Source organism: Alcaligenes endophyticus, assembly GCF_026344035.1.
GTDB lineage: Bacteria > Pseudomonadota > Gammaproteobacteria > Burkholderiales > Burkholderiaceae_B > Alcaligenes > Alcaligenes endophyticus.
In genome coordinates this window covers 549,406-570,737 of record NZ_JAPKND010000001.1, presented here as the reverse complement: position 1 = coordinate 570,737, position 21,332 = coordinate 549,406, and the positions used below count along the sequence as shown (strand labels likewise).

Annotated in this window: 21 protein-coding genes; 12 read left to right on the top strand and 9 right to left on the bottom strand. The window is 51.0% G+C overall.

Annotated elements, in window-relative coordinates; translation table 11 throughout:
* Positions 1–120 precede the first annotated feature (120 nt).
* The 6 genes from hpf to OSH01_RS02535 form a co-directional block, all read right to left on the bottom strand.
* A complete protein-coding gene (gene hpf / locus OSH01_RS02560; protein WP_266122472.1) occupies positions 121–447 on the bottom strand; it encodes a ribosome hibernation-promoting factor, HPF/YfiA family in 327 nt (108 codons plus the stop codon).
* 178 nt (positions 448–625) lie between these two features.
* Positions 626–1,417 carry an LPS export ABC transporter ATP-binding protein gene (gene lptB, locus OSH01_RS02555; RefSeq protein ID WP_266122471.1) on the bottom strand — a complete coding sequence of 264 codons (792 nt, stop codon included), beginning with the start codon at positions 1,415–1,417 and terminating at the stop codon, positions 626–628.
* A 13-nt stretch (positions 1,418–1,430) separates the two neighbouring features.
* Entirely contained in the window at positions 1,431–2,012 is a 582-nt protein-coding gene (gene lptA, locus OSH01_RS02550; protein ID WP_266122470.1) for a lipopolysaccharide transport periplasmic protein LptA, read from the bottom strand.
* Positions 2,009–2,629, bottom strand: a complete 621-nt coding sequence (gene lptC / locus OSH01_RS02545) for an LPS export ABC transporter periplasmic protein LptC (protein WP_266122469.1) — start codon at positions 2,627–2,629, stop codon at positions 2,009–2,011. The genes lptA and lptC overlap by 4 nt, the downstream gene beginning before the upstream one ends.
* Before the next feature lie 8 nt (positions 2,630–2,637).
* Positions 2,638–3,240, bottom strand: a complete 603-nt coding sequence (locus OSH01_RS02540) for a KdsC family phosphatase (RefSeq protein WP_266122857.1) — start codon at positions 3,238–3,240, stop codon at positions 2,638–2,640.
* Positions 3,241–3,245: 5 nt separating this feature from the next.
* The gene (locus tag OSH01_RS02535; protein ID WP_266122856.1) at positions 3,246–4,235 is read right to left on the bottom strand and encodes a KpsF/GutQ family sugar-phosphate isomerase; all 990 of its coding nucleotides are present in this window, start codon (positions 4,233–4,235) and stop codon (positions 3,246–3,248) included.
* 142 nt (positions 4,236–4,377) lie between these two features.
* On the opposite strand from OSH01_RS02535, the gene OSH01_RS02530 reads away from it, so the two are divergent.
* From OSH01_RS02530 to OSH01_RS02500, 7 genes are all read left to right on the top strand, one after another.
* Positions 4,378–4,950, top strand: a complete 573-nt coding sequence (locus OSH01_RS02530; RefSeq protein WP_266122468.1) for a GbsR/MarR family transcriptional regulator — start codon at positions 4,378–4,380, stop codon at positions 4,948–4,950.
* A complete protein-coding gene (locus OSH01_RS02525; RefSeq protein WP_266122467.1) occupies positions 4,937–6,520 on the top strand; it encodes a cytochrome ubiquinol oxidase subunit I in 1,584 nt (527 codons plus the stop codon). The genes OSH01_RS02530 and OSH01_RS02525 overlap by 14 nt, the downstream gene beginning before the upstream one ends.
* 15 nt (positions 6,521–6,535) lie before the next feature.
* Positions 6,536–7,687 (top strand): cytochrome d ubiquinol oxidase subunit II, encoded by a 1,152-nt coding sequence (cydB, locus tag OSH01_RS02520; protein WP_266122466.1) that lies wholly within the window; start codon positions 6,536–6,538, stop codon positions 7,685–7,687.
* Positions 7,688–7,698: 11 nt separating this feature from the next.
* Entirely contained in the window at positions 7,699–7,821 is a 123-nt protein-coding gene (gene cydX / locus OSH01_RS02515; protein WP_266122465.1) for a cytochrome bd-I oxidase subunit CydX, read from the top strand.
* 11 nt (positions 7,822–7,832) lie between these two features.
* On the top strand, positions 7,833–9,548 hold the full coding sequence (gene cydD, locus OSH01_RS02510; RefSeq protein WP_266122464.1) for a thiol reductant ABC exporter subunit CydD: 1,716 nt from the start codon (positions 7,833–7,835) through the stop codon (positions 9,546–9,548).
* A complete protein-coding gene (cydC, locus tag OSH01_RS02505; RefSeq protein WP_266122463.1) occupies positions 9,545–11,203 on the top strand; it encodes a thiol reductant ABC exporter subunit CydC in 1,659 nt (552 codons plus the stop codon). Before cydD ends, cydC begins: the two co-directional genes overlap by 4 nt.
* Before the next feature lie 160 nt (positions 11,204–11,363).
* Positions 11,364–11,915, top strand: coding sequence for an adenine phosphoribosyltransferase (locus tag OSH01_RS02500; RefSeq protein ID WP_266122462.1), 552 nt, complete (start codon positions 11,364–11,366; stop codon positions 11,913–11,915).
* Positions 11,916–11,977: 62 nt separating this feature from the next.
* On the opposite strand, the gene OSH01_RS02495 is transcribed toward OSH01_RS02500, so the two are convergent.
* Genes OSH01_RS02495 through OSH01_RS02485 form a run of 3 tightly spaced genes read right to left on the bottom strand, consistent with a single transcriptional unit; the run spans position 11,978 to position 15,349 of the window.
* On the bottom strand, positions 11,978–12,508 hold the full coding sequence (locus OSH01_RS02495) for a GAF domain-containing protein (RefSeq protein ID WP_266122461.1): 531 nt from the start codon (positions 12,506–12,508) through the stop codon (positions 11,978–11,980).
* Positions 12,501–13,475, bottom strand: a complete 975-nt coding sequence (locus OSH01_RS02490; protein WP_266122460.1) for a Bug family tripartite tricarboxylate transporter substrate binding protein — start codon at positions 13,473–13,475, stop codon at positions 12,501–12,503. The genes OSH01_RS02495 and OSH01_RS02490 overlap by 8 nt, the downstream gene beginning before the upstream one ends.
* A gap of 35 nt (positions 13,476–13,510) precedes the next feature.
* Positions 13,511–15,349 carry a gamma-glutamyltransferase family protein gene (locus tag OSH01_RS02485; RefSeq protein WP_266122459.1) on the bottom strand — a complete coding sequence of 613 codons (1,839 nt, stop codon included), beginning with the start codon at positions 15,347–15,349 and terminating at the stop codon, positions 13,511–13,513.
* A 114-nt stretch (positions 15,350–15,463) separates the two neighbouring features.
* Here OSH01_RS02485 and OSH01_RS02480 point away from each other — a divergent pair, with 114 nt between their 5' ends.
* The 5 genes from OSH01_RS02480 to OSH01_RS02460 all read left to right on the top strand — a co-directional run bounded on the left by OSH01_RS02480 (position 15,464) and on the right by OSH01_RS02460 (position 21,300).
* The gene (locus OSH01_RS02480) at positions 15,464–16,405 is read left to right on the top strand and encodes a LysR substrate-binding domain-containing protein (RefSeq protein WP_266122458.1); all 942 of its coding nucleotides are present in this window, start codon (positions 15,464–15,466) and stop codon (positions 16,403–16,405) included.
* A gap of 261 nt (positions 16,406–16,666) precedes the next feature.
* Positions 16,667–17,842 carry an NAD(P)/FAD-dependent oxidoreductase gene (locus tag OSH01_RS02475; RefSeq protein ID WP_266122457.1) on the top strand — a complete coding sequence of 392 codons (1,176 nt, stop codon included), beginning with the start codon at positions 16,667–16,669 and terminating at the stop codon, positions 17,840–17,842.
* 16 nt (positions 17,843–17,858) lie between these two features.
* The gene (locus OSH01_RS02470) at positions 17,859–18,224 is read left to right on the top strand and encodes a Rid family hydrolase (RefSeq protein ID WP_266122456.1); all 366 of its coding nucleotides are present in this window, start codon (positions 17,859–17,861) and stop codon (positions 18,222–18,224) included.
* A gap of 9 nt (positions 18,225–18,233) precedes the next feature.
* A complete protein-coding gene (locus tag OSH01_RS02465; protein WP_266122455.1) occupies positions 18,234–19,685 on the top strand; it encodes a M81 family metallopeptidase in 1,452 nt (483 codons plus the stop codon).
* Positions 19,686–19,713: 28 nt separating this feature from the next.
* Positions 19,714–21,300: an ABC transporter substrate-binding protein gene (locus tag OSH01_RS02460; RefSeq protein ID WP_266122454.1), complete on the top strand. Its 1,587-nt coding sequence runs from the start codon at positions 19,714–19,716 to the stop codon at positions 21,298–21,300.
* The last annotated feature ends 32 nt before the right edge of the window (positions 21,301–21,332 follow it).

The window sequence follows — 21,332 nt, the reverse complement described above, 5'->3', positions numbered from 1 at the left end:
TAGGGGGGTTGCAGGGGTCCTGAACACATGACGAATGGCAGTAGTGTGCCATAAAACACAAAGCCCCGTCCTTATTGGTAGCGGGGCTTAGTTTATTACAGAAAAAAAACAGTACGTCCGTTAGGTAGCAGGGATCTCTACACGCTTCAGAGGCTCATGCACATGGTTCTGTGTTTTCTGTTTGTACTTAATGACCTGACGATCAATTTTATCTGCTAGCAGATCAATCGCAGCATACAGGTTTTCGTCTTCGGCAGCACAATGTATGTCTTTGCCTGGTACGCGTACCGTGATTTCTGCGTTGTGTCGTAGGCGGTCGATGGAAAGCATCACCTGGGAATCGACAACGTTATCAAAATGCTTATTGATACGGCCAATTTTTGTTTTTACATAATCGCGAATGGCGGGGGTGACTTCGAGGTTGCGACCACTGATATTAAGGTTCATATGGGCTCTCCAGTTGAAGATGTAACAATGACGTTTTAAGGCGTCGGTGTGAATACTGAACAGGCTCCTTGTGTAGTCTTGTTAAGTTCAGTATACCCATATGTCAGAAAAATGACATGACTTTAATCAAAGAATTGGTCGCTAGTGCTTTCCCTTAGTGAGTGTATTTGGCTACTGTTTACATACGGAAGTCGCGGCCTAAATATACTTGGCGCACGGCTTCGTTATGAATGATTTCGGAGGGGTGTCCGCTGGTAAGTACCTTGCCTTCGCTAATGATGTAAGCGCGATCACAAATACCCAGGGTTTCGCGCACGTTATGATCGGTAATCAGTACGCCAATATTGCGATTTTTTAAAAACTGCACAATGCGTTGAATTTCAATGACGGCAATCGGGTCTACACCGGCAAAAGGTTCGTCTAGCAAGATAAAGCGCGGATTAGTGGCTAGGGCACGCGCAATTTCTACTCGTCGCCGTTCGCCGCCTGATAGCGAGATGGCATTGTTGCGTCGGATATGGCCGATTTGCAGTTCTTCGATGAGCTGCTCAAGTTGTTCGTGGATAGCCGGCGCTTTGAGTTTATGTCCGCGATCATCCAGTTGTAGCTCAAGGACTGCGCGTATGTTCTGCTCTACGGTAAGGCGCCTGAATACTGAGGCGTCTTGGGGCAGGTACGATAGCCCCAGGTGTGCCCGTTTATGCATGGGCAGGGCAGTGATGGGGGTGCCGTCGATACTAATACGCCCGGCATCGGCATGCACAATGCCTACAATCATGTAAAAACTGGTGGTTTTACCTGCGCCATTGGGCCCAAGCAGGCCAACGACTTCACCGCTGTCTACGGACAGTGAAACATCTTGCACAACGGTGCGCTTGCCATATGTTTTACGTAAACCTTGAGCAATCAGGCTGCCTGATTGGGTGGCCTGAGCGCGTACAGCGTGATGGGTAAGGGAGGTCTGTTGCATGGTAAGCGATGAGCTAGTTTTTGGATTTGCGTTGGCATGTGGCGATAGCAGCATCGGCCTTGCTGCGAGGGCGTGACACTGAGCGCACGCGGCCATCACGGATAGGTGATTGGGCGCCACCAAAGGCTTGATAGGTGCTGGTTTTTTGGTGGTAAATAATGCGTTCGCCTTGCATGGTATCCAGTAGCTCGCCGCAAATATAGCGATTCACAATCGCTTGTCCGATGAGTTCTATGGCATCGTCTTGGCCGCTGTACTTTGCCTGAAGACCTTCTGCGGTAACTAGTTCGTAATTGCTGGGGTCTTCTTGGCGTATGCGTACGCGCGGATTTTGCTTCATGGTGGCCAATCCGTGCTGATTACCTGCTTCATCTTGGGTAACGGTGAGCTCGTCAGACAAGAGGGTTAAATTGCCTCGTGTCAGGATGACATTGCCAGTGAACGTGCTTTTTTTGGTTACGTCGTCGTAATTTAAACTGTCAGACAAAATAGAGGTGTCGGGCTCAGGTTCGCTTTGTGCGTGCGCGGGTAGCGACAAACTGCTTACCCCCAGCGCCAATAAGGTAGCGGATAAAAGTGGCAGTAGGCGTTTCATGGTTGTTGTTCCTTGTTTTCTTGGCGTTGCCTGGATTGCTGAGTTTGTTCGCCTGAGATAGTAACGTCTGTGGCTGCATGCACTTGTAGCTGTCGGTTACGGTTATCGTAGCGCATACCCTTGCCACGCATCGTGGATTTACCGTTGATGACTAAAGCGGGTTCGTTGGTGTAAATCAGATCGGCTTCTGGCTCTATGATAAGCACTTCGCTTTTGACATCTAGCATTTCGTCGTTGTCCGAAGGTAGCCGGACCGCATGTGCGTTACCCAACATAGTAATCGTTTCGGCCCCTTCACTGACGATAGCTGTGTTTGACGTGGCGATGGTCATGGGGTTGCCAACACGATTGGCGATGGCAACAGGGTCGATGATTTCGTAAGTGTCATCGTCGGGGTAATGATAAAACTTTAAGCCTTCTAAGCGGTTAGCGGCGTAGCCCGCAGGGTCGGTGCTGACTATAGTAAAGACATCGCCCCAGGCGTCGGGTTCGTGTGTCACACGTCGTGGGGGGTCCATATTTACTGAGCTTTGCGTATGGTCGACAGCCCATTTAGTGGCAAGCACTAAAAGAGCCAGCAGCAATATCGCAATGATAGAAGGTAGTCTTTCACGCATAAGGGACTTTATTGTGCAGCGGCGGGAGATTTTAAACTAAGGCCATTAATATAGTGGCCCAGACGTCCGCGTGCGGCTAAGATAAGATCACAGCATTCGCGCGCGGCGCCTTGCCCACCTGGCAGGCATGACACCCAATGAGCCCGTTGGCTGACGTAGCTGGGGGCATTGGGCACACTGGCTGCAAAGCCAACTCGTTGCATGGTGGGTAAGTCAATTAAGTCATCGCCCATATAGCCTATTTCGCTCAGGGTAATGTGCTGCTGCTGTGCAATTTCTTGAATGAGCGCGAGCTTGTCACGCACGCCTTGGTGCACAATGGATATCCCTAGCTCAGCACTTCGTCGGCTAACGATGGCGCTTTCACGGCCTGTCACGATAGCCACTTTTATGCCGCTTTCGTTCAGTAAACGCAAGCCATGGCCATCTAGGGCGTGAAAGCCCTTAAATATTTCGCCGTTTTCACCGTACCAAAGCTTGCCGTCAGTAAGCACCCCGTCTACGTCAAATACCATTAAGCGCAGACGTTGTAAGCTTTGCTGCACGGCCTGGGCAACCTTGGCTAAGATTAAGGCTTCCGCAGGATGGGTGAGAGAAGAGGGGGTGTTCATCATGGTCAGATTACCTTCGCAGCTAAAAGATCATGCATATGCAGAGCCCCTAATAATAGCCCGTTTGCGTCCCTTACCAGCATTTGATGTATGCGGTGCTCATCCATAACACGTGCTGCATTCACGGCTAAGGCATCAGGGCTAATGCTACGAGGGTCAGGTGTCATGCCGGTTTTGACAGGTAAATGACGAATATCACCGACTTGAGCAATTAAGCGTCGTAAGTCGCCATCGGTAAAAATCCCTGTGGCTTGTCCCTGAGCATTATTGATGATGATCATGCCCATGCCTTTGGCGGACATAATAGATAGTGCGTCGGGAATCAATGTGTCTTCTTGTACGATGGGTAGGGCGTCACCTGTACGCATAATGTCGCGTACATACGTAAGTAGGCGCCGGCCTAAGGCTCCGCCCGGATGTGAGCGGGCAAAATCTTCGCGGCTAAAACCACGTGCTTCGAGGCAGGCCACGGCGAGTGCGTCGCCTAGCACTAAACAGGCAGTAGTGCTGGCAGTAGGCGCAAGGTTTAGCGGGCAAGCCTCTTGTTCTACGTGAACATTTAGGTGCAGGTCTGCATTGCGTGCTAGTTCGGAATTGCTATCGCCTGTAAAGGCAATTAAACGCGCGCCAAGACGTTTAATGGTATGCAAAGAGGTGACGAGCTCTTGGGCGGTGCCCGAGTAGGAAATGGCAATAACGATGTCTTGGCCCGTAATCATCCCTAGGTCGCCATGTATAGCTTCGGCGGCATGCATAAAAAAAGCAGGCGAGCCGGTAGAGGCTAAGGTTGCGGCTATTTTTCGCCCTACGTGGCCTGATTTACCGATTCCCGTGACCACGACGCGGCCGGTGCAATGCAAAATCCACTCGCAGGCCAAACTAAAGTTGTGGTCCAGACGTAAGCTCAACGCTTGTAAAGCCTCGGTTTCTATACTGAAAGTGCGCTGAGCCGAGGCTAGCGCCTGCTCGTGCGTAAAGTGTGCCTGTGCGTTCATGCTTGGATTGTAAAACGGAAGTGATGGACGGTAATAAATGTCGCGCTTTAGCATTTTAATCCAGACACTGTTGAGCACGATGATTTTGGGAGTATGATAGTGTTTTCTCTGATTTCAGTAATTACTGAAAATTCAATACATCATGAATCTTGAGCCTCAAGTAGAGCGGTTTGTCCTTCATTTTGGTGAAATGGGGGGGCGGTGGGGGGTGAATCGCACCGTAGGGCAAATTTACGCTTTGTTGTTTTTATCGCAAGAGCCCCTGCATGCTGACGCAATCGCCGAAACCTTAGGTATCTCACGCTCTAACGTTAGCATGAGCTTACGTGAGCTACAGTCTTGGCGACTCTTACAACAGTCTAGTCGTATCGGCGATAGGCGTGACTATTATTCGGCGCCGCAGGATGTCTGGTTAATTTTTCGCACCTTAGTAGAAGAAAAGCGTAAGCGTGAAATTGATCCCACATTAAGTCTGCTCCGCAGTACGCTAATGGAAGCCCCTCAGGATGAAAATGAAGCCTATGGGCAAAAACGTATCGCCGAGATGCTCGAGCTTATTGAGCTTTCTTGTTCGTGGTTTGACGAGGTACACGATTTGCCACCCGAAACATTGCAAAATTTGATGCGTCTGGGTAGCAAAGTGCAGAAGGTGTTAGGGTTCGCTGGAAAATTTCGTAAGTCAGATTTGATTAGGGGTGATCATGATAGATCTTGACGTAGTTACGTTATCGCGCTTGCAGTTTGCATCGACCGCGATGTTTCACTTTTTATTTGTACCACTTACTTTAGGTTTGTCGTTTTTGCTGGCCATCATGGAAAGCGTGTATGTCATGACGGGCAAAGACATATGGCGCCGCATGACTAAGTTCTGGGGCGTGCTGTTTGGTATTAACTTTGCGTTGGGGGTGGCAACGGGTATTGTGATGGAGTTCCAGTTCGGTATGAACTGGGCCTATTACAGTCATTATGTGGGTGATATTTTTGGTGCTCCCTTAGCGATTGAGGGCCTAATGGCTTTCTTTCTCGAGGCCACTTTTGTCGGCATATTCTTTTTTGGCTGGGACCGTTTGTCTAAGGTAGCCCACCTCTGTGTGACCTGGTTAGTAGCTATAGGTACTAACTTATCCGCTTTATGGATTTTGATTGCGAATGGTTGGATGCAAAACCCAGTGGGAGCTGTGTTTAATCCAGAAACCATGCGGATGGAAATGACCGATTTCGCGCAAGTTATTTTCAATCCTGTTGCGCAGGCCAAGTTCGTTCATACCGTCAGCGCAGGCTATGTGTTGGCCGCTATTTTTATCATGGGTATCAGCGCCTGGTATTTATTGCGTAACCGCCATATAGACTTAGCCAAGCGCTCCATGACGATTGCCGCTAGTTTTGGTTTGGCTTCGGCTTTATCGGTTGCGGTGTTGGGTGATGAAAGCGGTTACTTAACAACCGAACATCAAAAAATGAAGTTGGCTGCTATGGAGTCCATGTGGGAGACCGAGCCGGCACCTGCTAATTTTAATTTATTTGCCATTCCCGACCAAGAAGCCCGGAAAAACAGTTTCGCGATTGAAATCCCTTGGTTGATGGGCTTAATCGGTACGCGCTCTGTCGATACTCCCCTTGAGGGCATCAACGAGTTGGTAGCGAATGCAGATAAAAAAATACGCAGTGGCTTAGTGGCGTATGAGGCGTTACAAACTGTCCGTGCTGATCCCGCGGACACGGCAGCGCGCGCCGTGTTCGATGAGCATTGGCAAGACTTGGGTTATGCCTTGCTGCTAAAGCGTTATGACACTGACATTCGTCAGGCAAGCGATGCACAAATTGCTCAAGCCGCTTGGGATACCGTGCCTCAAGTCGCTCCTTTGTTCTGGGCTTTCAGGCTGATGGTCGGCTTGGGAGTGTATTTTATTCTGTTCTTTGCCGTATCCTTTTATTTAGCCTCGCGTGATCGCTTAGATCATCATCCACGCTTTTTAAAGTTGGCTTTATTTAGTATTCCCTTGCCATGGGTAGCGATTGAGGCAGGTTGGTTTGTGGCTGAATTCGGACGTCAACCGTGGAGTATTGAAGGGGTATTGCCTACCTTTTATGCTGTCTCGGGTTTATCTGTGGTCGATCTAGCGATTAGTTTAGCGATCTTCGTCTCGCTGTATACGACCTTGGCAGTTATAGGTGTAAAGGTAATGTTGCATGCCATACGTAAGGGGCCAGACGAGCCTAAAGGTGCACCGACACTACCCGCCTTGGATTTGGCTTCTCGTCACGCGCCGTTGTTGCGTCACTAAAAGGGAGAATCAGCGATGAGTTCTTTAATTTTGCTCGATTACGATACCTTGCGCATTGTTTGGTGGGTGCTGCTTGGTGTATTGTTGGCAGCTTTTGCCATTATGGATGGGGCCGATTTAGGCGTAGCGGCAATCCTGCCCTTGGTGGCCAAAACAGATGACGAGCGGCGTGTGCTCTATAACGTCATTGGCCCCGTCTGGGAAGGTAATCAGGTTTGGCTTATTACCGCGGGTGGCGTGGTGTTCGCTGCATGGCCCTTGCTGTATGCCATGGCGTTTTCCGGTTTTTATTTAGCCATGATGCTTTTGTTGGTGGCCCTAATTGTGCGGCCCGTGGCAATTAAGTATCGCGGTAAGTTAAGCTCCCGACGCTGGCGTCGTAACTGGGATGCCATCTGGTGTGTAGCGGGTATTGTTTCGGCATTGGTGTTTGGTGTGGCCATTGGTAACACTATTTTGGGCGTGCCTTTTACCTTTGAAGCGACTACCTTACGCCCCATGTACGAGGGTGGGTTTTTGGGTTTGTTCCGTCCGTTTGCGTTGCTAGCCGGTTTACTCAGCGTGACCATGATTGCCTTTCAGGGGGCGGCGGTATTGGCCTGGAAAGCGACTGACAACATTGCGCGTCGTGCTAAGTCGTGGGCAATGGTGTTTGCCTTAATCTCTGTCGTGCTGTTTGCGGCGGGTGGGTTTTGGGTCACTGCCTTAGATGGTTTTCATATGGCATGGCCAGAGGTGGCAGGGCGCTTATCGAATCCCTTAAACAAAACGGTTACCACGGTTCAAGGTGGTTGGCTGCATAACTACCAGCAGTGGCCTGCGTTGTGGGCTGCCCCAGCGGTAGGTTTTGTAGGTTTTATTGGGGGGGCTTTACTAGCAGGCCGCGGCCGGGGCCTTTTAGGGCTACTGTTTTCTTCACTTGCCTTGGCAGGGGTGATCTTCACCTTTGGCTTTGCTGTGTTTCCGTTCTTGTTGCCGTCGTCGTTAACCCCCAGTGCGAGCCTAAGTTTATTTGATGCCTCAGCCAGTCATCTGACTTTATGGATAATGCTGCTGGTAACAGTGGTATTCTTGCCCTTGATTATTTTGTATACCTCTTGGGTATATAGTGTCATGCGCGGTAAGGTAACGACTAAAAGCGTTTCTGAAGCGTCTCATTCTTATTAAGGAGGCTAGCCATGTGGTATTTCTCTTGGGTATTAGGTTTGGGTTTGGCGTGCGCCTTTTCAATCCTGAATGCAATGTGGTTTGAGTTGCGTGCAGCCTCCTTAAAAGAGCAGCAAGCTGCCGCTGGACAGTAAATTAACGGGCAGTGAAAAACTCACTTAATCATGTAGCGGCCGCCGATTGGATGCGGTCGCGTTCGCGCTGGGCCCGTAGCAAATTGCTGTGGGCCTGGTTGGCGCCAGTGCTGGCTGCAGGGGTGTTTGTTTGGCAGGCTTGGCTTTTAGCGACGGTGGTGCAGTCAATTGTCGTCGACCAACTCCCTTGGCGAACGCAGCTTCCCGCTTTGGCGGGTATTGCCTTGTTTTTAGTCTTGCGCGCGTTACTGTTAATTAGCGCAGAGTGGGCGGGTAATCGTTTAGCCGAACATATCAAGCTGGATTTACGTCGTAGCTTGTGGCGACGCCTCTTGGGCTTGGACTTACTCACATTAAGGCAAAAGCTCAGTGGTGAGTTATCGGCATCGGTGGTGCAGCAGGTTGAAGCTCTAGAGGGCTTTTTTGCTCGTTATTTGCCCGCCATGTATGTGGCCGTGCTGATTCCTTTGTTGTTGCTGGCCTTTGTCATGCCTGTCGACTGGATCGTGGGCCTATTGTTGTTGTTTAGTGCCCCCATGATACCCGTTTTCATGGCCCTTATTGGTTGGCGAGCGCAAGTGGCAAGCGAGCAAAACCAAAAAATGGGTTTGCGGTTATCTGGCTTTTTTGCTGATCGCTTGCGGGGTATTTTTACCCTGGCTTTGTTAGGGCGCCGCGAAGATGAATTAGCGCGCGTGCATCAAGCCAGTAACGATCTAAAAACTAGCACGATGCGTGTCTTGCGTATCGCATTTTTGTCATCGGCCGTACTAGAGCTTTTCGCCGCCTTAGGCGTGGCTGGTGCAGCGGTGTACATAGGTTTGGGTTATTTAGGTTATTTAGGCAGTTTTTTTACTGGCCTAAGTTTGCAACAGGGTTTGTTTTGTTTATTGCTCGCGCCCGAGGTGTATCAACCGTTGCGGCAGTTGGCGGTGCATTATCACGATAGGGCCGATGCTAAAGCCGCGCTTGAGCAACTTGAGCGTTTGTGGGGGCCCTTGCCATTAACCGCCCCTCAGGCTCCCCTTGCGCCGCTAGCCGCGCCACCCGCCGATATTGCTGCTGGATTAGGCCTAGATCAGGCATGTTTATTTCTTCCGGGCAGCGAGTATGAGCTACTTAGGGTAGAGCACCTGCGTTTTGAACCAGGCTGCAGTTATGCCCTAATGGGCGAAAGCGGGTCGGGTAAAAGCACTTTGCTTGAGACCTTAGTAGGTTTGCGTCCCCTGCCTCAGGGGCAGCGTCACTATGCAGGGCAAGTCTTGCAGCATGAATTGCTAAGTGTCTCCCAGGGGGTGGTGTTACAGACTCAACGTCCTTTTATGGCTGCCGGTACTGTGGCTGATACCTTACGTGTTGCCAACCCACTGGCCACCGAGGCTGAGCTATGGCAAGCCCTAGAGCACAGTCAAGCCGCTCAGTTTGTGCGGGCTTTACCGCAGGGCTTACAGACGGTGTTAGGGCGTGGAGCCTTTGGGCTGTCTGGTGGGCAAATCCAGCGTTTAGCGCTGGCTAGGGTTTTTTTGAGTCAAGCTAGCTTTATTCTGCTGGATGAACCAACGGCGCATGTGGATGCGCAAACACGCGATTTAATTATGCAGGCCTTATTAACGTGGGGAGCGCAGCGCTGTCTTGTGATTGCTACCCATGATCAGCAGGTGGCGCAACAATGCCAGCAAATTTGGCAGATTGAACAGCAGCAATTACAACGGGTGGTTGGACTATGAGTGCGTGGTGGCGGTTGATGTGGCCTGCTTTACGCTTGCGTCGTGCTTGGTGTGTGGCTGCTTTGTTGCTGGCTTTAAGTACTCTGTTGGCCGGGGTGGGGCTTTTGGCGGTAGCTGGTTGGTTTTTAACCGCAACCTTTTTGGCCGCCGGGCAAATTATGTTTAATTTGTTTGTGCCCTCTGCGCTGATTCGCGGGCTATCGCTGGGACGCATTGTGTCGCGTTATGGCGAGCGTATTGTTGGGCATATTGTGACGCTAGATTTGCAAACTGACGTACGCACCTCAGTGTTCGCGCGTTTGTGCCAGTTTAGTCAAGCCAGGTTGGCCCGTTATCGCGAAGGTGAGTTAAGCCAGCGGCTGGTTTCTGATGTAGCCATGCTGGACACGGTTTTTTTACTGATCTTAAGCCCTTTGTTTAGCGCACTAGGCGCTGGTTTATTGTTTAGTGCCTTGCTGGGGCAGTGGTTGCCTCAAGTGGCTTGGGCGGTATTGTTGTGTTTGTTGTTTGCGGCCTGCCTAATTCCTTATGCCTTGGCACGTATGTCGCGGCAATCGGCCCGGCAGTTACACCAAGCCGAAACAGATATGCGTGCCTTAACGCATCATGCGGTAGCCGGCTTTGCGGATATTCAAGTCTGGGACGCCAAGGCAAGTTTGGATCAGGCTTTTGAGGCCGCTAGTCAGCGTATTGCCAAGGCTCGGGCTCGAGTGCAGGGTTTTGGCTTATTAGGGCAGTTTTGTCAGCATGTCATGATGGGGATGGCGTTGGTGCTGTGTGCCGTATGGGGCGCGCAGGCTGTTGCCAGTGGCCAGCTAAGCGGCCCTATATGGGTGGGAGCTTTGCTGGCAATTCTTGGCTTGTTCGAGGTCGTGGCGCCCATGATGCGTGGCGCTGCACGCTTAGGTGGTGTGCAAAACGCCGCGGATCATTTGCTCGAGTTATTGGATGAGCCCACAGACACCAGCGAGGCACAGGCGCAGCCTTTAGCACCAGATCAGGCGCCAGAGCTTAGGCTACAGGGGCTTAGCTTCGCGTACGCTGACCACACTGTGCTACAGGATATTAGTTTGACAGTGGCCCCAGGGGATAAGGTGGTGTTAACCGGCCCCAGCGGCTCGGGTAAATCTACGTTGTTACAGGTATTGATGCGTATCCTGCCCGTATCTCAGGGACAATATTTGATTCAAGGGCAGGCTGCGACGCATTGGCAAACAGCCAGTTGGTTTAATGTGTGCACGTTATTGGCACAAGACTCCCCTTTGTTTCTTGGTACTGTGCGCGACAATTTATTAATGGCCAACCCAACGGTGGATGACGCACGTTTGTGGCAGGTGCTGGAACAGGTGCAATTAGCAGAAAAAATTCGTGATTTGCCACAGGGGCTCGAGGCGTGGCTAGGCGAAGGAGGGAATCAACTTTCTGTGGGGCAGGCAAGACGCTTATGTTTGGCCCGCACTATTTTGACTGATGCTCACATCTGGTTTTTAGACGAGCCATGCGCCGGCCTAGATGTGTTAACGGCCCAAGCTTTATTAAATGACATTATGTTGGCGGCGAAAGATCGCACGGTTATTCTAGTAACGCATGGGCTGGTGCCTGAACATTTATTTCAACACCACTGGCAGCTTTACGAGGGACGTTTGCAAGGTTAAGTCTGTCTATTGCTTAGCAAGCAAGCTAGGCGTAGTCTATGCGCAACGCTTGTAAAGTTTATGGGAGATTCCCTATTTACAGGGATACGATTGTGTACACTTGCTGGCGTGTCTGTGTTTTACAGGCTTCTGTTTTTACTTTGAATTTGCCCAAAATACTATGCGTATAGATCCTGCTGCTTATGTCCGTCAAACCATACGTAATGTGCCTGATTGGCCCAAGCCTGGTGTGACTTTCCGTGATATTACGCCAGTGTTGCAGGACCCCCGTTCGTTTCGAGTCTTAATCGATCTATTCGTTTATCGTTACATGGGGCAAAAGTTAGATTTAATCGCCGGGGTAGATGCCCGAGGCTTTATTGTAGGCTCCGTGTTAGCGTACGAATTGAATCTAGGGTTTGTGCCTGTGCGTAAACAAGGCAAGTTGCCTTTTAAAACGGTCGCTGAAGAGTATTCCTTAGAATACGGGAATGCTACCGTGGAAATGCACATGGACTCTGTGCGCCCTGGTCAGCGCGTATTGCTGATTGATGATTTGATCGCTACGGGTGGCACTCTTATGGCTGCGACGCGTTTATTGCAACGCTTAGGTGCCAATGTTATTGAAGCGGCGGCTATTATTGACTTACCCGAGCTGGGTGGCTCTCAAACTATCGAAGCCACAGGCTTGCCGGTTTATACGGTGTGTAGTTTTAACGAGTCCGATCGCTAGGCGTCTGTCTCTATAAAAAACCCAGGTTAATAGCCTGGGTTTTTTGTGTAAGGGGTCAACCTTTATGCTTGTTTTTGATGCGCTTGCAGCAGGCCAGGCAAGGCCAACAGAGCGCATAGTATGGCCATCTCGCGCTGTGCATCACCAATGCTGTCGTAGGGCATCAGAAAGTTAACGGTGCCTAAGCATTGTTGCCTGAACCTTACGGGTACATTAATAACAGAACGTAGCCCCAACTGTTGAATCAGCACATGGTCGTCAAACGCCCAGCGTAGTGCTTCTGGGCCTTCTCCTATATAAACTCTCCCTTGTTGTAGGACATGCGCGCCCCAAGGCACCCCTTTTTTGTTCTTGCTGCCCCCGATGGGATAGGCTTGCGTATTCGAGCTGTATAGTCGCGTGAGTTGCTCTAGTGGGGCCTGGTACAGGTTAATCGTTAATAGCTGGTGCTGTAGTACGGCGTGCGCGCTGTGGTCCAGCAACTGAAATAAGGCCTGCGGGTCTTCCCCCCCGCTTGCCTGGGCAATGGCGCAGGCAGTATCTAGGGGGAAATGTGCACTTGTGATACGACTACTTGTGCTTAGGTTACTCAAGGCGTATACCTAGCTCTTTGATTAATGCATCGTATTTGATGGCATCGCTTTGTAGATCTTGTGCAAACTGCTCGGGTGTACTGTCCAACAGTTGTACGGCCATGGATTCCATTTTTGCAATCACATCAGGTTGTTGCAAGGCTGCATTAATCTCGTGGTTCAGTTTTTTGACGATATCGTCAGGCATACCAGCAGGGCCGAAGAATCCATACCATACGCTTAGCTCATAGCCGCTTACGGTTTCCGCCACAGTGGGTACGTCAGGAAGGCTTGGGGCACGTTGATCTTCGGTGACAGCAAGCAATTTGAGCTTGTTTTCTTTGACAAAAGGTAGGGACTGCGTGCCTGCGGTAAATAGCAATTTAGTTTGATTACCCACCGTGTCCAACACAGCGGGTGCACCACCACGATAGGGAACGTGTAATAGGTTAATGCCGGTTGCTTTTTCAAACATCGCGGCGCTCAGGTGGTTGGTTGAGCCCGGGCCCGCGGACGCATAGGCAATAGCATCTGGGTTGGCTTTCGCGTAATCAATGAACTCTTGTACGGTGTTAACGGGCAGGCTAGGGTTGACGACCATGGTATTGGTCACCAAAGCAACTTTAGCAATCGGGGTGAAATCCTTCACGCCATCAAATGGCATGGTGGGATACATGGCTTGGTTCATGGTGTGGGTGCTCATCGATCCCACTAATAAGGTGTAGCCATTGGGTTTTGCTTTGGCCACTAAATTGGTGCCTATATTGCCCGAGGCACCTGAGCGATTTTCAACAACGAAAGGTTCGCCTAATGACTGGCTTAGTTTTTCGGAAATGACACGGGCTAAAATATCAGTGGATCCCCCTGCGGCCCAAGGCACGATAACCGTCACGGCTTTATCTGGATAGGATGACTGAGCTTGTGCACCGAGCGCCGAGGTCAGTAGAAGGGAACCTGCTAAGCAGGCGGTCAGTAAAGGTTTAAACATGTTGTACTCCTCTTGGTTTTTGCTTATTGGGTGGCTTATCGACCAACGGCATACGATTGCATGCCGCGCGGGTTGGCAGCCGCTTTCAGCAGTCGCCTCCCAGAACTGGTTATTTCTTGGCTACAGGCGCTAATCCGGCCTTCAGACCAAGGTTGACCAATATGTAGGTCATGGCCTCGTTGCCTTAGCTCTTCCTGGGTGTGAGGCGGCAGGCGAGATTCAATAACAAGCCGGTTGTAGCGTACGTCTCGTGGCCAAAAGGAAGCAGGAAAGTGCTCACTATGCCAAGCGGGGGCGTCAATGGCTTGTTGTAAGTTCATACCAGCATGGCAATGCCTCAGTAAAAAGGCGAGGGTCCATTGATCTTGTTGATCACCACCGGGGGTGCCGAACGCAAGGTAAGGCTGACCATCGCGTAACGCCATGCTGGGCGATAAGGTGGTGCTGGGGCGTTTACCAGGCATCAAATAACCCGGGGAGGCAGGATCCAGCCAGGTCATTTGCAGCCTGGTATTTAAAGAAAAGCCCAGCTCAGCGATCGTGGGGCTGGATGAGAGCCAGCCCCCTGACGGTGTGGCTGAAACCATATTGCCTTCTTTATCAATAATGGCTAAATGGCAGGTGTCGCCCACAAACACTTCTTCATCACGCCAGGTGTCCAAAGGAGGTAGGGTAGCGAAGGTAGGTTCACCACTGCCATACTGCAGTTGGGCTTGCGCCAAGGTGCGTTGTGCGATCTGCAGGTCAGGCATATACGCTGTTTGGCCGCCAGGGTTGCCTGGACGTAGCTCAAGGCTTGCTTGTAGGCCAATGCTGGCTGCGCGTTGGCGGTTGTAATCATCCGACAACAACTGGGCAAGCGGCACGTTAACAAAATTTGGATCACCATACCAGGCTAAGCGGTCAGCCATGGCAAGCTTACTCGCCTCGGTAAGGTAATGGACAAACTCGGGTGAACTGGGATCTAAATGGCTGATTGGGCAGTGTTTGAGTAGCGCCAATTGCTGGAGGAAAACCGGGCCTTGTGACCACGCCCCACATTTGGCAACAGTGTGATGGCCGTAATCATAATAAATCGGGTCTTCATAGCTGCTTTGCCATTGAGCCATGTCGTCATACCGTAATAGGCCGCGATTTTTTTCTCCTGTGCAGTCCCATAAGTATTCGTTTTGGTAAAACTGATCTATCCTCTTGGCTACAAAGCCTTGATACCACAAGCGTAGTGCCGCATCGATGCGGGCCTTGCGGTCGGTGCCTGCGCTGGTGGCTTCTTGGGCAATACGTTGATACGTGTTTGCGAGGGCGGGGTTTCTAAATAGAGAGCCTGGCCGCGGGACGCGTTGATTGGGCAACCAAACGTGGGCAGACTCCGACCATTGCTGTTGGAATAAATCCCGTACCGCGAGTATGGCTTGTGTAGTGCGGGGCAAAATGGGGAAGCCATCACGGGCGTATTCAATCGCGGGACGTAAAATATCGTCTATTTCCCATGTGCCATAGTCGCGCAGCATCGTTAGCCAGGCACCGAAGGCACCCGGTACGGTAGCAGGTAACATGCCCACGCCAGGAACTAGCTCTAGCCCTAACTGCTGGAAATAGCTGGCGCTCGCTTGTGCTGGAGCGTATCCCTGGCCACATACTACGCGCATTCTTTGTTCTGCTTGGCTCCATAGCATAATCGGTACTTCCCCACCGGGGCCATTTAGGTGCGGCTCGACGACCTGCAAGACAAAACCAGCGGCGGCCGCGGCGTCGTAAGCATTTCCCCCACGCTCTAAAACACTCATCCCCACTTGTGAGGCAAGCCAGTGGGTGCTCGACACGACACCAAATGTGCCAATGATTTCCGGACGTGTAGTGAATGAATTGCTCATGTGTAAGCTCCGTGCGTGCCTAGGGTAGGTTTTAGTATAGGAAGTTTAGATAACTGCAAATTCGTAATAATTGATATATTCATAACCTTATGGTTATGAATGCTTGGGGTAGAAATGAGCCATTCCGTTTTACTGAGTCGTTTAAAACTACGTCATTTATCCTTGTTGCAAGGTATTAAGCGCTGGGGGACGTTAACTCGTGTGGCAATAGAAATGGGTATTAGCCAGCCCGCGGTGACTAAGGCCTTATCTGAGGCCGAGGATATTTGCGGCGGGATGCTTTTTGTCCGAACGGGCCGAGGCTTAGTGGCTACGCGTCTTGGTGAGCTGGCAATTGCTAAAGCGGAACTTATTTTGCAAGAGCTCGAGGTTTGGGGTGCGCAAATACAGGCCGTGCAACACGGCTACGCGGACAGGCTGCGCATTGGCGCTATGCCTTATGTGTCCGTTGAGTTATTAACTCAAGCGGTTCAGTTGTTGTACTCACGGCATGGGATTGCCAGCAGTATTACGCAATTGACGTCTAATTTTTTAGTACAGGCCCTGACTAAACGTGAGCTTGATTGTGTCATTGGCCGAGCGACGGCCTTAACGGGCTTAGAGGGAGTGAGTTATGAGATTTTATATGAGCAGCAGGTTGCCTTAATTGCCCACCAACAGGTGGTGCGACGCTTGCAACATCGACAAATAAGCTTGGCTGATTTTGTAGATATGCAATGGATATTGCCATCAGAACAAACACCTGTAGGGCGCAAAATCGCTGAAATGTTTCATAAGGCCAACCTGACCTTACCTGTGCCGGTGGTGGAGACTTATGACCCTGGCATTATTTTGCGCATGCTACGCCATAACGAGCGCTTGCTGGCGATTGTGCCACTAGATTTGGCGCATGACTTAGAGCGCCGCGGCGGTGCAGGCATCGTGCCTTTAGCGTTTGATTGGAACTTGCCCGCCATTAGTTTAATACGTCGCACTGATAGCAAATTGCCCTCTTCCGAAGAGTTATTTGCCCAGATTTTACGAGAGCTTAGCGCTGCGCAGATCTGGTCAGTGTGATGCAGGTAGGGTGCTGCACGACTGCTACAGCATCTAGCATCTAGCATCTGCGAGGTAGCCCAAGGGTACCGGCAACAAACGGGACGTATCTACGGTTGGGACACTATTTGTTCAAACTTAAATATTATAGTAGGCAAGATAAGGGAAAACCCCGCGCAACGGCTATTGACCTGAGTCGGCGAATGCTTGAAGATTCTCTAATCAGAGAATTCTCAATACAGAGAATTCTCGTTTACGGGAAATTAGAGGTAAGCAGAGGAAATGGCAGGTCAGGATATATACGATTTCGTCGTTGTCGGCGCTGGTATGGCAGGGGTTTCTTTAGCTTACCGAATTGGGGGTATGGCGCGCACGTTAGTGCTAGAGGCCGAGACTCAACCAGGATACCACTCGTCCGGGCGTTCGGCAGCCATGTTCATGGAGACCTATGGCACCCCGACTACCCGTGCCTTAACTCGCGCCAGCCGTCGCTTTTTTACTCAACCGCCGGAGCAGTTTAGTGAACATCCTTTATTAACGGATCGCGGGGTGTTGTACCTAGTACGAGAGGGGCAGGAAAAACTCAAAGAAAATTTTCTGCTGGACGCGCGTGATTCGGGCAATCGCATCCGAGAGATTAGCGCGGAGGAGGTGCTGCGCCGTGTCCCTTGCGTTCAAGCCGAGGGTTTATTAGGTGCGGTCGAAGAGCTGGACGCTAAAGACGTGGATGTGCATGCTTTGTTGCAAGGTTTTTTACGCGGCGCCCGCCAGCAAGGTGTGGAGTTCTTATTTAGTACCAAAATTACGCATAGCCTTCGTGAGAATGACCTATGGGTGTTGCAACTTAGTAACGGCACGGAGGTACAAGCACGTACCGTGGTTAATGCCGCCGGCGCTTGGGCTCAGGAGGTGGGGGCGCAGTTTGGGGCGTTAGAGGTAGGCTTGCAGCCAAAGCGCCGCAGTGCTTTTACCTTTAAGGCGCTGTGCAATGGCAATTCCGAACCTATACCCGCAGCAGAGTTTGAAGCCTGGCCTGCGGTGGTAGGTATTGATGAGTCTTATTATTTTAAACCTGATGCAGGGCAATTGATGGGTTCGCCCGCCAATGCCGACCCCGTGGATGCGCATGATGTGGTGCCTGAAGAGTTAGATATTGCTATTGGAATAGATAGAATTACTAGCGCCACCACCTTAGATATTCGTCGGCCTACTCATACATGGGCAGGCTTGCGCTCGTTCGTAGCAGATGGTGATTTTGTGATCGGGTGGGACCCTCAGCTAAGCGGTTTTTTCTGGTTAGCAGGTCAGGGGGGGTATGGCATACAAACAGCGCCTGGGGCCTCACTCTTGGCCGCTAATATTCTCTTAGAGCAAGAGCTGGACCCGGTCTTAGTGCAAGAGCAGGTGGAACCCGATGCGTTGACACCGAAACGATTTCAGACTCAGTCGGCCCTATAAATTAAGGATGGAAACCATGACTATTGAACGTTACCCCTCCCCATTGGGATTGCCTTTTTCTCGCATGGTAAGGGCCCAAGGCTTTGTGTTTTTTTCTGGGCAAATACCCATGGATGAACAAGGTCAGGTTGTACGGGGGGATATACGCACCCAGACGCATGCTGTAATGGGCCGATTGCAAGACAGCTTACGTGAAGTGGGCTTAGGGTTTGGGGATGTGATTAAGGCCACCGTGTGGTTAAGCGACTTGGCTATGTTTGCGGATTTTAACGACGTATATGCCAGCTATTTCAAAGATGGCTTACCCGTCAGGTCTACCGTGCAAGCTCAATTAGCCATGGGCGTAGATTTGGAAATTGAAATTCAGGCCATTGAGCGCTAGGAGAATCAGATGCGATTATTTGCTGCTGGTTTATCCACAGAAACCAACACGTTTTCACCTATTCCTACTGGCATCAATGCCTTCAAAGAGCGGGGCTACTATCCTGCAGGCACGCATCCAGACAGAATGTTGCAGTACTCAGGCCCACTATGGGCGGCACGCCAGCGCGCGCAAGAGCATGGCTGGACGCTGCACGAAGGGGCGGTAGCAGGGGCGGTGCCCGCCGGCTTGACCACCCGTTTAGCGTATGAGGCCTTGCGTGACGAAATCCTTTCTGACTTGGAACGTGCAGGACCCGTAGATGTGGTGCTGTTGGGCTTGCACGGGGCAATGGTGGCCGAAGGCTATCCCGATTGCGAGGGCGACTTAATTAGCCGTGTCCGTGCCATGGTGGGGCCAAATGTCATTATTGGGGCAGAGCTGGATCCACATTGTCATATGACGGCTGAAATGTATGAGCAGGCCGACTTTTTGGTGTGTTTTAAGGAGTATCCACATACCGATATTCTGGAGCGTGCTTACGAGTTGGTGGATCTGTGCGCAGCGAAGTACCAAGGAAAAATAAAGCCAACCTACGCCTTGTATGACTGCCAGATGATTTCGATCATGCACACTAGCCGTCAGCCTATGCGTAGCTTTGTCGATCATTTGTTTGAACTAGAAAAGCAAGCGGGGATTTTATCGATTTCTGTGGTGCATGGGTTTCCTTGGGGAGATGTGCCTGGAATGGGTAGCAAGCTGCTGGTGTATACCGATAACGATGCCGATGCAGCCGCCCAATTGGCCGAGCGTTTAGGGCAGCAACTTATTGCGTTGCGCGACGACTTGCAGGCAGAGTATTTACCTCTAGAGCAAGCCTTGGCTAACGCCGATCAAGAACAACAGTATCCCGTGGTGTTCGCAGACTCTGCCGATAATGCAGGGGGTGGCGCGGCCAGTGATTCCACGTTCGTTTTGCAGTACCTGTTAGAGCATGGTATTACGGACGCCGCTATAGGCCCGATATGGGACCCCGGTGCGGTGGGTTTGTGTATGAATGCCGGTGAAGGTGCTGTCTTGGATTTACGCATCGGTGGTAAGGTGTCGCCCGCCTCAGGGCAGCCAGTGGATGCGCGATGCACGGTGCTGGCCATACGCGAAGATGCTTATATGACTGGGCTGGCTAATACTCGCGTGTCTCTCGGTGACACAGCAGCGGTGGAGGTCAATGGGATTGTTTTAATTCTGACCAGTAATCGTAATCAGGCCATTAGTGCCGATTTGTTTACGCAATTTGGGGTCGATTTAGGGGCGCGTAAATACATAGTGGTCAAGTCATCACAGCATTTTTATGCGGACTTCTCGACTGTGGCCAAGCGTGTACTGTATTTGAGTACCCCGGGCTCGGTCAGCCCCGATATTACGACGCTACCTTATCAGCATATTGTTTATCCCAAGTGGCCTTTGAGCAATCCGGCCTAGGTTTTAATTTTTCTCAGGATTTTAGAGCATGAGTTCTTTTTCCGTTTTTACGCCCAAACGAGTATTGGCCGCTGTGCTAGGTAGTGTATTTCTGGCCATCGCCGCTCCTTCTGTCAGTGCCAAGAGCACCTTGCGTCTTGCACCCACGGCTGACTTGAAAACGCTAGACCCTTTGTTTAATACGGCCTATATCACTCGTAACCACGGTTATATGGTGTTTGATACCTTGTTTGGGCAAGACAGCAAAGGTATGCCACAGCCGCAAATGGTCGAGAGCTGGACCACTTCAGATGATGGGTTGACATGGCGTTTTACCCTACGCGACCAGTTGCAATTTAATGATGGTACGCCCGTGACTTCTGAGGATAGCATTGCCTCGATTCAGCGCTGGGCTAAAAAAGACACCTTGGGCAAATTGCTTATGCAATATGGCGCAGCCTTTAAGGCCATCGACGATAAAACGTTTGAGCTCACCCTAGAGCAACCTTTCGGGTTAGTTTTGGAGGCTTTGTCCAAGCCCTCGGGTATGCCTCCTTTTATTTTGCCTAAGCGTCTGGCCGAGACCGACCCTAACGAACCAATTACCGAAATGGTAGGTTCCGGTCCCTTCCTTTTTATGCAAGAGGAATGGGTGCCAGGCAATAAGGTGGTGTACGAGAAAAACCCGAATTACGTTCCTCGTAGCGAGCCTGCAGACGGGCTAGCGGGTGGCAAACATGTCAGCCTGGATCGCGTGGAGTGGATTTACATTCCGGATGCTAATACGGCTGTCGCTGCTTTGCAAAACGGCGAAGTGGACATGATTGAAAGCGTAACGCCTGATTTTCTACCTGTATTGGAAGGGAATAGTGAGGTAAAGCTGACTCCAACGGTGGCCTCGCAGGGCATGATTGTGCCTAACTTTGCGAACCCGCCCTTTAACAACCCACTAGCGCGCCAAGCTCTATATCACTTGGTCAATCAAGAGGAAATGTTGGCTGCGGTGGGCTATAGCGGTGATTACGCCACTCAGTATTGTCCTTCTATGTATACCTGCAGCTCGCCATTGAGCACGGATGCCGGTGCAGCTCCTTTTGCAAAAGTTAATATCGACCGTGCGAAAGAGTTGCTGAAAGAAGCAGGCTATCAAGGTGAGAAAGTGGTGATTTTATATCCTACTGATAACGTGAACTCGCCTGCGAACTTGGTGTTGAGCGAAGCCCTAAAGAGTGCCGGGGTGAATGTGGATTTGCAGGCGATGGACTGGGCGACAGTGGCGTCGCGTCGTTTGAAGAAGGACTCCGTGGCGGATGGAGGCTGGAATATTTTCATCACTCATGGTGGTTACTTTGATGCAGGCACGCCTGTGACTAATCCGTGGCTGTCTGCACCATGCGGTAACGGATTGCCAGGCTGGCCATGTGACGAAAAGCTGGATGAGTTGCGCAGTCAGTGGATTGCAGAAGGGGATGCCCAGAAGCGTATTGAACTTGCTGCGGACATTCAGGCGCGTGCCTATGAGTCCGTGCCTTATGTGATGTGGGGTGAGTTCAAACCAGTCATGGCCACGCGTGGCTTGTCCAACACAGACCTGCTGCAGTTTGGTATTCCAGTAATGTGGAATATCAGCAAGTAAGCATTGTGCTTTCGGAAGCGAACGGGGAGTTG

What these genes read in the sequence shown, in the direction of transcription:
- OSH01_RS02460 (WP_266122454.1), top strand. Translation starts at nt 19,714, where the DNA reads ATGAGTTCTTTTTCCGTTTTTACGCCCAAACGAGTATTGGCCGCTGTG.
- lptB (WP_266122471.1), bottom strand. Translation starts at nt 1,417, where the DNA reads ATGCAACAGACCTCCCTTACCCATCACGCTGTACGCGCTCAGGCCACC.
- OSH01_RS02475 (WP_266122457.1), top strand. Translation starts at nt 16,667, where the DNA reads ATGGCAGGTCAGGATATATACGATTTCGTCGTTGTCGGCGCTGGTATG.
- OSH01_RS02525 (WP_266122467.1), top strand. Translation starts at nt 4,937, where the DNA reads ATGATAGATCTTGACGTAGTTACGTTATCGCGCTTGCAGTTTGCATCG.
- OSH01_RS02485 (WP_266122459.1), bottom strand. Translation starts at nt 15,349, where the DNA reads ATGAGCAATTCATTCACTACACGTCCGGAAATCATTGGCACATTTGGT.
- lptA (WP_266122470.1), bottom strand. Translation starts at nt 2,012, where the DNA reads ATGAAACGCCTACTGCCACTTTTATCCGCTACCTTATTGGCGCTGGGG.
- hpf (WP_266122472.1), bottom strand. Translation starts at nt 447, where the DNA reads ATGAACCTTAATATCAGTGGTCGCAACCTCGAAGTCACCCCCGCCATT.
- OSH01_RS02480 (WP_266122458.1), top strand. Translation starts at nt 15,464, where the DNA reads ATGAGCCATTCCGTTTTACTGAGTCGTTTAAAACTACGTCATTTATCC.
- OSH01_RS02500 (WP_266122462.1), top strand. Translation starts at nt 11,364, where the DNA reads ATGCGTATAGATCCTGCTGCTTATGTCCGTCAAACCATACGTAATGTG.
- OSH01_RS02530 (WP_266122468.1), top strand. Translation starts at nt 4,378, where the DNA reads ATGAATCTTGAGCCTCAAGTAGAGCGGTTTGTCCTTCATTTTGGTGAA.
- OSH01_RS02540 (WP_266122857.1), bottom strand. Translation starts at nt 3,240, where the DNA reads ATGAACACCCCCTCTTCTCTCACCCATCCTGCGGAAGCCTTAATCTTA.
- cydC (WP_266122463.1), top strand. Translation starts at nt 9,545, where the DNA reads ATGAGTGCGTGGTGGCGGTTGATGTGGCCTGCTTTACGCTTGCGTCGT.
- cydB (WP_266122466.1), top strand. Translation starts at nt 6,536, where the DNA reads ATGAGTTCTTTAATTTTGCTCGATTACGATACCTTGCGCATTGTTTGG.
- OSH01_RS02470 (WP_266122456.1), top strand. Translation starts at nt 17,859, where the DNA reads ATGACTATTGAACGTTACCCCTCCCCATTGGGATTGCCTTTTTCTCGC.
- OSH01_RS02535 (WP_266122856.1), bottom strand. Translation starts at nt 4,235, where the DNA reads ATGAACGCACAGGCACACTTTACGCACGAGCAGGCGCTAGCCTCGGCT.
- cydX (WP_266122465.1), top strand. Translation starts at nt 7,699, where the DNA reads ATGTGGTATTTCTCTTGGGTATTAGGTTTGGGTTTGGCGTGCGCCTTT.
- OSH01_RS02490 (WP_266122460.1), bottom strand. Translation starts at nt 13,475, where the DNA reads ATGTTTAAACCTTTACTGACCGCCTGCTTAGCAGGTTCCCTTCTACTG.
- OSH01_RS02465 (WP_266122455.1), top strand. Translation starts at nt 18,234, where the DNA reads ATGCGATTATTTGCTGCTGGTTTATCCACAGAAACCAACACGTTTTCA.
- lptC (WP_266122469.1), bottom strand. Translation starts at nt 2,629, where the DNA reads ATGCGTGAAAGACTACCTTCTATCATTGCGATATTGCTGCTGGCTCTT.